12 protein-coding genes are annotated in these 14,866 nt (G+C 62.1%); 10 read left to right on the forward strand and 2 right to left on the reverse strand.

Annotated features, from left to right (window positions below):
- The first annotated feature begins 186 nt into the window (after positions 1 to 186).
- The 9 genes from ACKUG4_RS05385 (at position 187) to ACKUG4_RS05425 (ending at position 9,619) form a co-directional block, all read left to right on the forward strand.
- On the forward strand, positions 187 to 804 hold the full coding sequence (locus ACKUG4_RS05385; protein WP_445433594.1) for an NUDIX domain-containing protein: 618 nt from the start codon (positions 187 to 189) through the stop codon (positions 802 to 804).
- A complete protein-coding gene (locus ACKUG4_RS05390; protein ID WP_039766596.1) occupies positions 795 to 1,247 on the forward strand; it encodes a DUF1249 domain-containing protein in 453 nt (150 codons plus the stop codon). The genes ACKUG4_RS05385 and ACKUG4_RS05390 overlap by 10 nt, the downstream gene beginning before the upstream one ends.
- Before the next feature lie 105 nt (positions 1,248 to 1,352).
- A complete protein-coding gene (cpdA, locus tag ACKUG4_RS05395) occupies positions 1,353 to 2,168 on the forward strand; it encodes a 3',5'-cyclic-AMP phosphodiesterase (RefSeq protein WP_085648062.1) in 816 nt (271 codons plus the stop codon).
- 168 nt (positions 2,169 to 2,336) lie between these two features.
- Positions 2,337 to 2,945 carry a YqiA/YcfP family alpha/beta fold hydrolase gene (locus ACKUG4_RS05400; RefSeq protein ID WP_064382909.1) on the forward strand — a complete coding sequence of 203 codons (609 nt, stop codon included), beginning with the start codon at positions 2,337 to 2,339 and terminating at the stop codon, positions 2,943 to 2,945.
- A gap of 42 nt (positions 2,946 to 2,987) precedes the next feature.
- Complete coding sequence (gene parE / locus ACKUG4_RS05405; protein WP_445433595.1) at positions 2,988 to 4,895, forward strand: DNA topoisomerase IV subunit B; 1,908 nt, start codon at positions 2,988 to 2,990, stop codon at positions 4,893 to 4,895.
- Positions 4,895 to 5,884 carry an esterase-like activity of phytase family protein gene (locus ACKUG4_RS05410; protein ID WP_064593073.1) on the forward strand — a complete coding sequence of 330 codons (990 nt, stop codon included), beginning with the start codon at positions 4,895 to 4,897 and terminating at the stop codon, positions 5,882 to 5,884. The genes parE and ACKUG4_RS05410 overlap by 1 nt, the downstream gene beginning before the upstream one ends.
- Complete coding sequence (locus ACKUG4_RS05415; protein ID WP_007952204.1) at positions 5,881 to 6,405, forward strand: retropepsin-like aspartic protease family protein; 525 nt, start codon at positions 5,881 to 5,883, stop codon at positions 6,403 to 6,405. The genes ACKUG4_RS05410 and ACKUG4_RS05415 overlap by 4 nt, the downstream gene beginning before the upstream one ends.
- A gap of 7 nt (positions 6,406 to 6,412) precedes the next feature.
- On the forward strand, positions 6,413 to 8,677 hold the full coding sequence (gene parC, locus ACKUG4_RS05420) for a DNA topoisomerase IV subunit A (RefSeq protein WP_039766608.1): 2,265 nt from the start codon (positions 6,413 to 6,415) through the stop codon (positions 8,675 to 8,677).
- A gap of 231 nt (positions 8,678 to 8,908) precedes the next feature.
- Positions 8,909 to 9,619: a PqiC family protein gene (locus ACKUG4_RS05425; protein ID WP_064593079.1), complete on the forward strand. Its 711-nt coding sequence runs from the start codon at positions 8,909 to 8,911 to the stop codon at positions 9,617 to 9,619.
- Positions 9,620 to 9,993: 374 nt separating this feature from the next.
- Here the strand turns inward: ACKUG4_RS05425 and ACKUG4_RS05430 are convergent, their stop codons facing one another.
- On the reverse strand, positions 9,994 to 11,502 hold the full coding sequence (locus ACKUG4_RS05430; RefSeq protein ID WP_445433596.1) for an AhpA/YtjB family protein: 1,509 nt from the start codon (positions 11,500 to 11,502) through the stop codon (positions 9,994 to 9,996).
- 134 nt (positions 11,503 to 11,636) lie between these two features.
- Between ACKUG4_RS05430 and serB the strand changes: the two genes are divergently transcribed.
- A complete protein-coding gene (gene serB, locus ACKUG4_RS05435) occupies positions 11,637 to 12,851 on the forward strand; it encodes a phosphoserine phosphatase SerB (RefSeq protein ID WP_039766615.1) in 1,215 nt (404 codons plus the stop codon).
- 118 nt (positions 12,852 to 12,969) lie between these two features.
- On the opposite strand, the gene ACKUG4_RS05440 is transcribed toward serB, so the two are convergent.
- Positions 12,970 to 14,724 carry a cyclic-di-GMP receptor FimW-related protein gene (locus tag ACKUG4_RS05440; protein WP_445433597.1) on the reverse strand — a complete coding sequence of 585 codons (1,755 nt, stop codon included), beginning with the start codon at positions 14,722 to 14,724 and terminating at the stop codon, positions 12,970 to 12,972.
- Positions 14,725 to 14,866: the final 142 nt, after the last annotated feature.

Genomic DNA, 14,866 nt, shown 5'->3' on the forward strand with positions numbered 1-14,866 from the left:
TTACCGCTTCGACTCTCAACGAAGCGGTCAGTTCGCCACTAAGCTAATTAGAGTGGGTTTCGCCTCCACCGTCCATCCCGCTGACAGTAAAGGGGCTGCATCAAACGTCACGGGCGCGTTAGGATGGCGCGAAGTCGAGGTCGCAAGAAGGCGCCTCGTGTTGGATTTGCAGTAAAGAGGATGCTCATGACCGATTTTGCCAAAGCCATTCCGAGCGCCGTCGATATCGTGCGACGCGAGCAGTGCTACAAGGGCTTCTACAAGCTCGACCGTCTGCACTTGCGCCACGAACTGTTCGCCGGTGGCATGAGCCGCGAAATCAATCGTGAAGTGTTCGTGCGCCACGATGCCGTGTGCATGCTGCCCTACGATCCGCAGCGCGATGAAGTGGTGCTGATCGAGCAGTTTCGCGTCGGGGCTCTGGGCAAGGCGGACAACCCGTGGCTGGTGGAACTGGTCGCCGGTCTGATCGACAAGGACGAACAGCCGGAAGAAGTTGCTCACCGCGAGGCACAGGAGGAAGCTGGGCTGGACATCAGGGCCCTGTGGCCGATGACCAAATACTTTCCGTCGCCGGGCGGCAGCAACGAATTCGTGCATCTGTATCTGGGGCGTTGCAGCACCGAAGGCGCGGGCGGCCTGCATGGGCTGGAGGAAGAAGCCGAAGATATTCGCGTCACGGTCTGGGCCTTTGAAGATGCCCTGCAGGCCGTACGTGACGGACGGATTGCCAATGCGGCGAGCATCATCGCCTTGCAGTGGCTGGCGCTCAATCGCGCCGAAGTGAGGGGGCTATGGTCGTAAACAAGTTGCGCGATCGCTACCGCGTCGACCTCGCAGGGCTGCAAGCCGCCTGCGAGGCGAACTATGCGCGCCTGATGCGACTGTTGCCGGACATGCGCAGCGACCCCGAAGCGCGGCGCATCGCGGTGACCCAGGGTGACCAGATGCTCGGCGTGCTGACGCTGGAAGTGTTGCAGGCCTGTCCGTACACCACGACCCTGCAGGTGCGCCAGGAACACAGCCTGCCGTGGCTGCCGGTGCCGCAACTGGAAGTGCAGGTCTATCACGACGCACGCATGGCCGAGGTGATCAGCGCCGAGCATGCGCGACGTTTTCGCGGCGTCTATCCTTACCCGAATGCGGCCATGCACCAGCCGGACGAAAAAGCCCAACTCAATCTGTTCCTGGGCGAATGGCTGAGTCATTGCCTGGCGTGCGGACACGAATACGCGGCGGTCCGATAACCAGCGCAAGTTGTGAACTGCGTCCGGTTCGCCGGTTTCTCTTTGTGGTGTCCCCCCGCATAATTGCCGCTCCTATCCAGTCCCGTGATCCCCGGGGAGAACGCCTTGCCGAGCGTATCGACTTTGACCACCGCCGACACGGCGTTGCTGGTACAACTCTCTGACAGCCATCTGTTCGCCGAGGCGGACGGAACGCTGCTGGGCATGAACACCCGCGAGAGTCTGCAAAAAGTCATTGAGCTGGTGCTCGAACAGCAACCGCGGATCGACCTGATCGTTGCCAGCGGCGACCTGTCCCAGGACGGTACGCTGGAGTCCTACCAGCAATTCCGGCAGATGACGGCGCAGATCGACGCACCGGCCCGCTGGATCCCCGGCAATCACGACGAACCGCAGATCATGGCTCAAGCGACTGTGAAGAGCGCGTTGCTGGAGTCCGTGGTGGATGTCGGCAACTGGCGCGTGACCCTGCTCGATTCGGCGGTGCCCGGATCGGTGCCGGGGTATTTGCAGGATGATCAACTGCAATTGCTTGCCCGCTCTCTGAGTGAAGCGCCGGATCGCCATCATCTGGTGTGCTTCCACCACCATCCGGTGTCGATCGGCTGCCCCTGGATGGAGCCGATCGGCTTGCGCAATCCGGAAGCCTTTTTCGAGGTGCTCGATCGGTTCCCGCAGGCCCGCGCGGTACTGTGGGGGCATGTGCATCAGGAAATCGACCGCGAACGTAACGGCGTAAGGCTGATCGCCTCGCCGTCGACCTGCATCCAGTTCGAGCCGGGCAGTGAAGACTTCAAGGTCGGCGAGCAGGCACCGGGGTATCGCTGGTTGCGGTTGTTGCCGGATGGACGTCTGGAGACTGGCGTCGAGCGCGTCACCGACTTCGAGTTCACCGTCGATTACGGCTCTGAAGGCTACTGAAAACCGAGCCGCGTCCTTCGCGAGCAAGCTCGCTCCCACCATGGATTTGCCAACGGCACAGATCCCTTGTGGCAGCGAGCCTGCTCGCGAAGGCGTCCTTACAGACACCCACGACCCCCTGACTCCCTGTAAACTCCGCTTTCTTAAGCCGACGCCCAGGGAGCTCAAATGTCCGGTTCGATTCTCTATATCCATGGTTTCAACAGCGCGCCGGCCTCGAAAAAGGCCTGTCAGCTGGTCGAGGTGATGGAACGGCTGGGTCTGAGCGATCAACTGCGTGTGCCGGCGCTGCATCACCACCCGCGCGAAGCCATCGGTCAGCTGGAACAGGCAATCGCCGAACTCGGCCGGCCATTGCTGGTGGGAAGCTCGCTCGGCGGCTACTATGCGACTCACCTGGCCGAGCGCCATGGCCTGAAAGCCCTGCTGGTCAACCCGGCCGTCAGTCCGCACCGGATGTTCGACGGATACCTGGGCACCCAGAAAAACCTGTACACCGACGAAACCTGGGAGCTGACCCACGACCACGTGACGGCCCTGGCCGAGCTGGAAGTGCCGGCGCCGCAGGATCCGCAGCGTTATCAGGTATGGTTGCAGACCGGGGATGAAACGCTGGATTATCGCCTTGCCCAGCAGTATTACCGGGCCTGCGCCTTGCGCATTCAGGCCGGCGGCGACCACAGTTTCCAGGGATTTGTTACACAATTGCCGGCATTGCTCAGCTTTGCCGGGATTGGTGCCGATACCTATCAGGCAATCGATTTCACCGCACTGTGAAGTCTTGCCCCATTTTCATTGAATCACTGACGACGAGACCCTATGGCCACTCCCAGCGCTAGCTCCTATAACGCCGACGCCATCGAAGTCCTCTCGGGCCTCGACCCGGTGCGCAAGCGCCCCGGAATGTACACCGACACCAGTCGGCCGAACCACCTCGCCCAGGAAGTCATCGACAACAGTGTCGACGAAGCCCTGGCCGGCCACGCCAAATCGATCCAGGTCATCCTCCATGCCGATCACTCGCTGGAAGTTTGCGACGACGGTCGTGGCATGCCGGTCGACATCCACCCGGAAGAGGGTGTGTCGGGCGTCGAACTGATCCTCACCAAGCTCCATGCGGGCGGCAAGTTTTCCAACAAGAACTACCAGTTCTCCGGCGGTCTGCATGGGGTGGGTATTTCGGTGGTCAACGCCTTGTCGACCCAGGTGCGGGTGCGGGTCAAGCGTGACGGCAACGAATACGAAATGACCTTTGCCGACGGCTTCAAGGCCACCGATCTGCAAGTGATCGGCACCGTCGGCAAGCGCAATACCGGGACCAGCGTGTACTTCGCGCCGGACCCGAAATACTTCGACTCGCCAAAATTCTCCATCAGCCGCCTCAAGCACGTGCTCAAGGCCAAGGCCGTTCTGTGCCCGGGGCTGCTGATCAGCTTCGAAGACAAAGGCACTGGCGAGAAGGTCGAGTGGCACTACGAAGATGGCCTGCGCTCCTACCTGGTGGATGCGGTCAGCGAATTCGACCGCCTGCCGGATGCGCCGTTCTGCGGCAATCTGGTCGGCACCAAGGAAGCGGTCGAGTGGGCGCTGCTGTGGCTGCCGGAAGGCGGCACTTCGGTCACCGAAAGCTACGTCAACCTGATCCCGACGGAGCAGGGCGGTACCCACGTCAACGGTCTGCGTCAGGGTCTGCTCGACGCGATGCGTGAGTTCTGCGAATTCCGCAGCCTGCTGCCGCGCGGCGTGAAGCTGGCACCGGAAGACGTCTGGGAACGCATCGCTTTCGTCCTGTCGATGAAGATGCAGGAACCGCAATTCTCCGGTCAGACCAAGGAACGTCTGTCGTCCCGTGAAGCGGCGGCGTTTGTCTCCGGCGTGGTCAAGGATGCGTTCAGCCTGTGGCTCAACGCCAACCCGGAAACCGGTCTGGCCCTGGCGGAACTGGCGATCAGCAACGCTGGCCGGCGCCTGAAAGCCAGCAAGAAAGTCGAACGCAAGCGCATCACCCAGGGCCCGGCATTGCCGGGCAAACTGGCCGATTGCGCCGGGCAGGACCCGATGCGTTCCGAGCTGTTCCTGGTGGAAGGTGATTCCGCCGGCGGTTCGGCCAAGCAGGCGCGGGATAAGGAATTCCAGGCGATCCTGCCGTTGCGCGGCAAGATCCTCAACACCTGGGAAGTCGACGGCAGCGAAGTGCTGGCCAGCCAGGAAGTGCACAACATCGCCGTGGCCATCGGTGTCGATCCGGGCGCCGAGGACATGAGCCAGCTGCGCTACGGCAAGATCTGCATCCTCGCCGACGCCGACTCCGACGGTCTGCACATCGCAACCTTGCTCTGCGCCTTGTTCGTCCAGCATTTCCGCCCGCTGGTGGATGCCGGTCATGTCTATGTGGCAATGCCGCCGCTGTACCGCATCGATCTGGGCAAAGAAATCTACTACGCCCTCGACGAAGCCGAGCGCGACGGGATCCTCGACCGTCTGGTGGCCGAGAAGAAGCGCGGCAAGCCGCAGGTCACCCGATTCAAAGGTCTGGGTGAAATGAACCCGCCGCAACTGCGCGAAACCACCATGGACCCGAACACCCGGCGCCTGGTGCAGTTGACCCTCGGGGACGACTTCGCACAGACCTCGGAAATGATGGACATGTTGCTGGCGAAAAAGCGCGCCGGCGACCGCAAGACCTGGCTCGAATCCAAGGGTAACCTCGCCGAGGTTCTGGCCTGATGCGGTTTGGCTGGGCCTTGGCGGGTGCATTGCTGCTGGGTTCGATGACGGTGTCGGCAGAGCCTGTGCAAGAGCTGCGCGTGCTCGCCGAACACCCGGTCGAAGGCATGCGCGGCGGCAACCTGTCGGGGCTGGCCTTGTGCGGCAATGACCTGTGGACGGTTTCGGACCGCGACGATGATCAGATCTACCGTCTCGATATCCGCGACCGGGTCTGGCAGGCCACGGCCGTGCGCATCGATCCGCCGAAAGTGCCGGACAGCGGCCTACCGTGGGGCATCAGTTCGCGCACCTGGGCGGCGTCGTTCATTCGGGGCGGCGATCTGGATTTCGAAGGCATCAGCTGTGACAGCGCCGGCAACCGCTATATCGTCAGCGAAGCTCACGCGGCCGTGCTGCAAGTGCCGCCGCAGGGGCCGTCGTCGTGGCTGAAAATCTCGCCGATGATGGTACGCGAAGCGCGGGCCAGTGGGATGTTGCTGCAATTCAACGCGATCTTCGAAGGTCTGGCGATCAATCCGACGGGCGATCAGATGTGGCTGGCTGCCGAACGGCAGAGTCGCGGCTTGTTGATGATCAAGCGTCAGCAGACGGTGTGGGATTGTGACGGTCGCTGCGTATTGCTCAGCGAAGGCGGCATGGAAATGCAACCGCCGCAGTTTCCCAAGGCCCGTCCGGTCAATCGCGATTTTTCCGACGTGTCATTGTTCGACGGCAAACTGTTTACCCTTGAACGCAACGCCTACCAGATCTGTCGTCGCGATGCGCAGACAGCCAAGGTCGAGCTCTGCTGGTCGTATGCGGCCGAGCTGTTGCAGGCCAATCGGCGTTATTCGCAGAACTTCGGGCTGGAAGAGGCGCTGGTCGTCGATGCTCAAGGTGCCTGGATCGGCGTCGACAACAATTTCGGCCCGCGCGCCGATGGCGAGGTTCGCCCGATCATCTGGCGTTTCGCCGCGCCTGAGGGTGGCTGGAGCGCCAAGCCGTGAGCCAGCAACCACCGGGCAAGCGCGCCGGTCGGGTGCTGATGATTCTGGCGTGGTGCGCGGCGCTGTTTCTGGCCACGCGGTTTTTCGGCCAGTGGGAAGAGCGCCAGCGCAATCCCAATGTGGAAGTGGCTTCGCAGCAGGGTAACGGCTTTATCGAAGTGAAACTGATCGGCAACGCCCAGGGACATTTTGTCGCCAGCGGCCTGATCAACGGTCGGCCGGTGGAGTTCATGCTCGACACCGGCGCGACCGACGTGGCAATCCCGGCCGAGGTGGCGAAAAACCTCAGGCTGGAAGAAGGTTTCGGTGTGACCCTGAGCACGGCCAATGGCCTGAGCCAGGGCTATCGCACCCGTATCGACCGCCTGCAACTGGGCGACATCGTGTTGCGGGATGTCCGCGCACTGGTGGCGCCCGGCCTGCATGGCGATCAGGTGCTGCTCGGCATGAGCGCCCTGAACAAACTTGAATTTACCCAGCGCGGTGGCACCATGCTGCTGCGCCAGACAACGAACCGATGAGGCCCGCATGAGCGACTCCCTTGATCTCAGCCTGGACGGTGTAGAACGCCGCTCGCTGGCTGACTTCACCGAAAATGCCTACCTCAACTACTCCATGTACGTGATCATGGACCGTGCCCTGCCGCATATCGGCGACGGTCTGAAACCGGTACAGCGGCGTATCGTCTACGCCATGAGCGAGCTGGGGCTGGATGCCGATTCCAAGCACAAGAAGTCGGCGCGTACCGTCGGCGACGTGCTCGGCAAGTTCCACCCGCACGGCGACTCGGCGTGTTACGAAGCGATGGTGCTGATGGCCCAGCCGTTCAGCTATCGCTACACGCTGGTGGACGGCCAGGGTAACTGGGGTGCGCCGGACGATCCGAAGTCTTTCGCCGCCATGCGTTACACCGAAGCGCGGCTGTCGCGTTATTCCGAAGTGCTGCTCAGCGAACTGGGCCAGGGCACCGCAGACTGGGGCCCGAACTTCGACGGCACCCTGCAGGAACCTCTGGTGTTGCCGGCACGTTTGCCGAACATCCTGCTCAACGGCACTACTGGCATCGCCGTGGGCATGGCCACCGACGTACCGCCGCACAACCTGCGCGAAGTCGCCACTGCGTGCGTGCGTCTGCTTGATGAGCCGAAAGCCACGGTCGAACAGCTCTGCGAACACATTCAGGGCCCGGACTATCCGACCGAAGCGGAAATCATCACCCCGCGCGCCGACCTGCTGAAAATGTACGAAACCGGCAAGGGCTCGGTGCGCATGCGCGCCGTGTACCACGTCGAGGACGGCGACATCATCGTTACCGCGCTGCCGCACCAGGTCTCCGGGGCCAAGGTGCTGGAGCAGATCGCCGCACTGATGCAGGCCAAACCGTCGAAAGCGCCGCAGATCGCCGACCTGCGTGATGAATCCGACCACGAAAACCCGTGCCGCATCGTGATCATCCCGGTCAACAGCCGTGTCGATCACGAAGCACTGATGCAGCACCTGTTTGCCAGCACCGAGCTGGAGTCGACCTACCGGGTCAACGTCAACATCATCGGTCTGGACGGCAAGCCGCAGCTGAAAAACCTCCGTGCGTTGCTGGTGGAGTGGCTGGAATTCCGTGTGCTGACCGTGCGTCGCCGCTTGCAATTTCGCCTCGACAAGGTCGAGCGTCGCCTGCACCTGTTGGACGGTTTGCTGATTGCCTACCTCAACCTGGATGAAGTGATCCACATCATCCGCACCGAGGAACATCCGAAAGCCAAACTGATCGAGCGTTTTGCCCTCAGCGAAATCCAGGCCGACTACATCCTCGACACCCGTCTGCGTCAGTTGGCGCGACTGGAAGAGATGAAGCTGCGCGACGAGCAGGACGAACTGCTCAAGGAACAGGCCAAGCTGCAAGCCCTGCTGGGCAGCGAAGCCAAGTTGAAGAAACTTGTGCGCAGCGAATTGTTGAAAGATGCCGAAACTTACGGCGATGACCGTCGGTCGCCAATCGTTGAACGTGCCGAAGCCAAGGCGCTGACCGAGCACGATCTGCTGCCGAACGAGAAAGTCACCGTCGTGCTGTCGGAAAAAGGCTGGATCCGTTCGGCCAAGGGCCACGATATCGACGCCACCGGCCTGTCGTACAAGGCCGGGGACGGCTTCAAGACTTCGGCGGCGGGGCGTTCGAACCAGTCGGCCGTGGTCATCGACTCCACGGGCCGCAGTTACTCGCTGGCCACCCACACCCTGCCATCGGCACGGGGTCAGGGCGAGCCGTTGACCGGCCGTCTGACGCCACCGCCGGGCGCAACGTTCGAATGCGTGCTGATGCCTGAAGAGGACTCGCTGTACGTGATCGCCTCCGACGCCGGCTACGGTTTCGTGGTGAAAGGCGAAGATCTGCAAGCCAAGAACAAGGCCGGCAAGGCGCTGTTGAGCCTGCCGAACAATGCCAAGGTGATCGCGCCGCGTCCGGTCGCCGACCGCGAGCACAACTGGCTGGCCTCGGTGACGACCGAGGGTCGCCTGCTGATCTTCAAGATCAGCGATCTGCCACAATTAGGTAAGGGCAAGGGCAACAAGATCATAGGTATTTCCGGTGAGCGTGTGGCCAGTCGCGAAGAATATGTCACGGACATCGCCGTTCTTCCGGAAGGCGCCACCTTGGTGCTGCAGGCCGGAAAACGCACCTTGTCGCTGAAGGCCGACGACCTCGAACACTACAAAGGTGAGCGTGGTCGCCGTGGTAACAAACTGCCACGTGGCTTCCAGCGGGTGGATGCGCTGCTCGTCGAAAACCTCAATTAAGCGGCCAGGAAGCGGTCGCACTCATTTCTCCTTCGGAGAAAATGACTGAGAACGCCTCTCTAGAGCGTCCGATCTACGATTTAACCCGTAGATCGGCGCTTTGGCGCTGGAGTCGGAACGCATATTCACGGATGATATGGCCTTTCCAAGCGCCGGCGTGGCCGAGCGTTATTCATATTTATTGAGTATTTTCACTGTGGTCAGCCTTGTGGCGGCCACCTGGACGGGATGATGACTTCTCTGCGCCCCCTTATTTTCCTGCTCGCCGGCGTTCTTGGCCTGGCGGGTTGCAGCGTTCACCAGCCGGTGTCGCTGTATCAGCTGGACAGCGGAAGTCCGGCCCAGCCTGCGCAAAGCGCGGGCATGGCAGTTTTGCTGGGCCCTGTGATCGTTGCCGATTACCTGCAACGGGAAACCCTGTTGCAGCGTCAGCCGGACGGCAGCCTGCAAGCCTCGGTCGATGGCCGCTGGGCCGGCAGCCTGTCTTCGGACATCGATCAGTTGCTGTTGCGTCAGGTTGCCGGGCATCTGGACAGTCAGCGCGTGGTGCTGGCGCCAGCGACCCTGGGCTTCACCCCGGATGTGCAGGTGCTGTTGACCATCACTCGTCTGGATTCCGGTGCCAAGCAACCGGCGATTCTGGACGCGCAATGGCGCCTGATCGACCGCCGTGGCCAGGTGCGTGACAACCGCATCGTCCATCTGCAGGAGCAACATGCCGGTACCACCGCCGCACAGGTGCAGGCGCAGGGCGTGTTGTTGCAGCGTCTGGCCGAGCAATTGTCGGTAGCGCTCAAACCGTTGGCCAATCAGCCACCGGTCGCCGAGGCGCCACGCAAGTCGGCACCGAAACCGGCAGCGCCGGCGGCGGAAGCCGAAAAGCAGCCGAAGATACCGATGGCTTCGCCGATTCGTACGGATATGGAAGTGTTCCGCTTCTAAGGCTAGAACGAGTCAGGACAGAGCCCGCCTTGTGCGGGCTTTGTTGTGTCTAGAGCTGTGAAAAGTCAAAAGCCCCTCACCCCCGCCCTCTCCCGGAGGGAGAGGGCGCCGACCGAGGTGTCTGGCGTTATCCATCGACCTGAAAGATCTTGGCGATTATGGATTTGGCGCAGTGCGGTCTTACGATTGTGGATTCGGCACGGCACGTTCAGGTCGGTGTAGATACCCAATATTCCCCTATCAGTCCCCTCTCCCTCTGGGAGAGGGCTAGGGTGAGGGGGCTCCAAAGCCTGGCGCAATCACGAAAACCCCACGCACAAAAAAGCCCGCAGACAATCACTCGTCTGCGGGCTTCTTTGTAACTGGCTTAAGGCTTAAGACCGGCGCTCATGCATCCGCGCCAGTTGCCGCTCAAGCATTGACGGATAAGGCTCCATCAACCGCTCCACACAGCAAGCCCCCTCAGGGCTGGCAATCGGCCGGATTCGTGCGCGCTGGCGAATCAGCGCGTCGTCACCGACCTTGCGCTCCACCAGCAGCAGGTTGCGGCTGTGTTGCGACAGGGCCAGGGCGTCCTGGGCGGAATCGGTCAGCAACAGGTCGATCTGGCTCAGGCCGAACAGTTCGTCGCCGAGTGTCAGGCCCAGCTGCAATTGCAGGGTGATGCCGCTGTCGGCGACTTCGATCTGCAACTGGTGGCCCAGCGCCCGCAGCAGCTCGCCGCAGCAGATGGCGTTGGTCAGGTAATCGTCGCCGCTGTCTTCAGTGTGGAACAGCATCAGGGTGCTGCCGTCGTTCAGGGTTTCGATTTCGCCCTGATACAGCGAAGCGGCCTGCTCCAGACAGTCGCGGTAGCGATCCTGCAACTCTTCCAGACGTGCACGCGGTAAACGGCGCAGTTGTTCCTGCGAGCCCAATTGCACCGCCAGCACCGCCGTGTGTTGCGGCACGCTCGAGGTCGGTCGGCGCACGGCCGGTTGCGCGGTATCGCTCAGCGATTCGTCACGCAGGTCGGCGAACGGGTCTTCGTCATCGTCGTCTTCAACGGTGCTGACCACATGGCGTGGCGCAGGCTTCTGCGCAGCCATCGGGCGGCTTTCGTCGAAACTCGGATCACGCAGGTTGCGCACTTCGAATTCCGGCTCGTCGTCCTCGAACTCCGGCTCCGGCTCGGGCTCCGGTTCGGCTGGCTCCGGGGCGTAGTTGGCGTGCAACTGGCGGGCAAGATCGCCGATCTCGTCCTGACGCTCGATACCCGGCGTGTATTCGTCGATACGGCGCAGCCACACGCGCAATTGCAGCAGCGGTGTAGAGATGTGCCGGCCCAGACGCAGGCTCAGGGCCAGGGACAGTGCCAGCAGGATCGCACTCAGGATGCCCATGCTTTGCAGGCTGATGGTCATCGGCTGCTGGAACTGATCCATGTCCAGGCTGATGCGCAGTTGTCCGGCGGTCACGTCCTGAAAGGTGATCTTGCTCTCGTACATGCCCTCGGCCTCGCCCAGCAGGCCGTGCTTGGGCCGCTGGCCGGACTCGGCGAGGATGCGGTTGTCCACGCTGTAGATGGCGGCGTGGGCCACCAGCTTGTTCTTGGTCAGGTTGTTGAGCAGCACGTTGAGGCTGAGGATGTCGTTGGACACCAGCAGTTCGGTGGCAGAGGTGGCGGTCTGCGTAGTCAGGCTTTCGCCCAGCGCATCGGCCTGCTCGTGCATGGCCTGCTTGAACTGCAGGCCCATCACGCAGGCATAGATCACCAGGGCCAGAGCGACCAGGATCACGTTATGGCTGGCGATGCGCAATGCAATCGGTACACGGCGGTGGCGCAGTGCACGGAAGATCAGCAGAAAGAAGTTATCGGTTTTAACTGGCGTGGGCCGGTTCACTGAGCTCGGCTCTTTTGTCCGTGAAGTTGACGCGCAGTATAGCGACAGGCCCTAGACCGGCAAAGCGCTGGCGGTGCCCGATGGTCACTGAAAGTGGGTAGAATGCGGTTTTTTTCCAGTTGCGGGGGTGCGCGTTGCGCGAAATCGTCCTGATTAACATCACGGGAGTCGACCGTCCGGGTCTGACAGCGGCCATTACCGGTGTTCTGGCCCAGGGTGGTGTGAATATCCTCGACATCGGTCAGGCGGTGATCCACGACATGCTGTCGTTCGGCATCCTCGTAGAAATCCCCGATTCCGAGCAAGGCAAGTCGGTGCTCAAGGACATCCTGTTCAAGGGCTATGAGCTCGACCAGCAGGTGCGCTTCACCCCGGTGTCCGAAGAGGATTACCAGCAATGGGTGGGCAATCAGGGCAAGAAACGCCACATCGTTACCCTGCTGACCCGCAAGGTCACTGCCGGCCAGTTACAGGCCGTGAGCTCGATCACCGCCAAATACGGCCTGAACATCGACCATATCGACCGTCTGTCGGGTCGCATGCCGCTGGACACCCCGGCGGACAAGGGCAAGGGCTGCATCGAGTTCTCCGTGCGTGGCGAAGCCGCCGATCCGCAGGCCCTGCGCGCCGAGTTCCTCAGCGTGGCTCAGGAGCTGAACGTCGACATCGCCTTCCAGGAAGATTCGCTGTTCCGTCGCAACCGTCGTCTGGCGGTGTTCGACATGGACTCGACCCTGATCGAAGCCGAGGTCATCGACGAACTGGCCAAGGCCGCCGGCGTTGGCGACCAGGTTTCGCAAATCACCGAGCGGGCGATGGCCGGCGAGCTGGACTTCCGCGCCAGCTTCAAGGAGCGTCTGGCGCTGCTCAAGGGCCTGGATGTCAGCGTGCTCGATTCGATCGGCGCCTCGCTGCGCCTGACCGAGGGCGCCGAAACCCTGTTCGCCGAACTCAAGCGCCTGGGCTACAAGACCGCGATTCTGTCGGGCGGCTTCACCTACTTCGCCAAGCAATTGCAGGCCAAACTCGGCATCGATTACGTGTTCGCCAACGAACTGGAAGTGGTCGACGGCAAGTGCACCGGCGTGGCGATCGAGCCGATCGTCGATGCCCAGCGCAAGGCCGACCTGCTGAAGCAGCTGGCTGAAAAAGAAGGTTTGCGTCTGGAGCAGACCATCGCCGTGGGCGACGGCGCCAACGACCTGCCGATGCTGGCGATTGCCGGTCTGGGCGTGGCGTTCCGCGCCAAACCGCTGGTCAAGCAGTCGGCGAAGCAGGCGATTTCCACCCTGGGGCTGGATGGCGTGTTGTACCTGCTGGGCTTCCGCGATCGCGACGGACAGCTCTGAAAGCTCTGTCGCCTGAGCTGGCCCCTTCACGAGCAAGCCCGCTCCCACAATTGAAATGCATTCCACTGTGGGAGCGGGCTTGCTCGCGAAAGGGGCGCCCAGGATTATCCGATTCCACTCAAAGGGATTTCCACAACGAGTCGAAATCCTCCTCGCTGCCGCCATTCTGCGCGGCCTCCAGCGAGCGATAGGCAAACTGATTGAAGCTGTGGGTGCTGGCCACCCGCCGGTCCAGCCCGGCGCGGTGCTCTTCACCCTGGGTGTTGATCAGCACTTTATTGCCCTCCTGAAACGGCAGCCGTGGCGCCAGTAACGTCGCCGGCAAGTCGATCGCACTGATTTCCGGCAATAACAACCCTCGCAGGTAATGACTGTGATCATCCCGGGTGCGCACCAGCTGCAAGCCGCAGGGCTGAGCGTGGGGCGCCACCAGTTCGATGCCCATTTGCGTACCGGCGCCGCGCACCTGGCGGATCCAGCGCACCACGGCAATGCTCCAGCCCTGATTGAGGCTGTCTTGAATCCCGACCATTTCCCCGGCCTGCAATTCGGCAGGTACTTCTTTTGGCCAGGCCAGGCAATAACCGCCGGGGCTGTGGTTGATGACGGGCAAGGCATAGGTCGGGTAGTGCGGCGGGCTGTCGGTGTCGCTTTCGTCGTCGGCCAGCGGTTCGTAGCGGATTTCCTCGTAGGGCAACAATTCGTCGGACGTGCCCTGTGGCGCGGCATCGAACGCCTGGCTCCAGCTGTCCTTTTCGCCCTGAACCACTGCGCGGCTGAAATTTGCCGCACGGGCGCCGGGGTGCTTGAGCAATTCGCTGAAAGTGCGTTCGCCGCCGAGGTAAAAGTGCAGGGCGCTCATGCCGACGCACACGGTCAGGTTGCCCTGGCCGACGGTGCGCTGAAAGCTGCGCTCGGCGGCTTCGCCCCAGGTCGCGTGCAGGTGTTGCAGGGTGTCGAGGGTCAGGCCGGCCGGCACGGGCAGCGGCGTCGTTGTGTCCTGATGCTGAAGGTGGGCCTCGATGGCATTCACCAACGGTTGCGGATCGAAACCGAGCAACCCTGCCTGTTGCTCGCTGCGAAACTGCGAGCGGTAACGCGGGCCGGCGTCGATGTCTGCCGAGACCGCGAACAAGCCCGCGCCCGGATTGGCGGGCTGCAGCTTCAGCCACGCGCTCCAGGGCTCGACCACTTGGGCCAGGCGCGCGATCTGATTCTGGCGCAACTGATTGCAGCGAGCGCTGCCCAGCAACAGGGCCGCGAGGTAGGTCTGTTCGACACTCAACTCGCCGGTCAGGCTGGCGAGGTCGTCGCGTACCCGGCGATGCTGCAGTTGCAGCTCGCAGGCGCAGCGAAACAATTGATGCAGTTCGAACCACAGCTGTTCCGGCGCCGGGCTGTACAGCTGCGTGGCGCGAACCAGTTGCCCTTTCAGCGCGTGGGCCGCCCGCTGCAGCGCTTCGCTCACCAGGGCTGCGCGATCCCGGGAGTACTTGGGCGCGATCCGCAGAATGATGTGTTTGTAACCGATGGCCAGCTGACTTTGCAGGGCCTGGCACAGATTGCTGATCTTGCGTGAGCGCTCATCGAGCATGATCGCCTGATGCAGAAAATGCCGTTCCAGATGCTGGCAGACGAAATACACCTCGGGCCGCAACAGCTCAAGTAAATGCAGACGGTTGTCGCTGGGGGTCAGCAGTTGATTGAGTTCGCCGAGGCCTTGATACAGCAGGCGCGCGGTTTCGCCGATGTTGGCCTTGGGCAGGTCGGCGATCCAGCGCTTGAGGTCGCGCGGGGTGGCTTCACAGAAGGACAGGCGCAACTGCGTGGGCGTCGGGGCGCTCAGTGGTGGTCGGGATCGTGGCTCACTCATGCCGTGACAAGCTCCGGCGGCGAATAGGGCAATGCCAAAAACTCTAGCAGTTGTGGTCTGTTTCGCAGGTGTTTGTCAGGGTTTTTTACCGTTGGTCTGCTGGCCTGGTGCCATTCCCGCAGGCGCTACTAGTCTCTCAGGC

It is taken from the genome of Candidatus Pseudomonas auctus, assembly GCF_048654275.1.
Taxonomy (GTDB): domain Bacteria; phylum Pseudomonadota; class Gammaproteobacteria; order Pseudomonadales; family Pseudomonadaceae; genus Aquipseudomonas; species Aquipseudomonas pharyngis.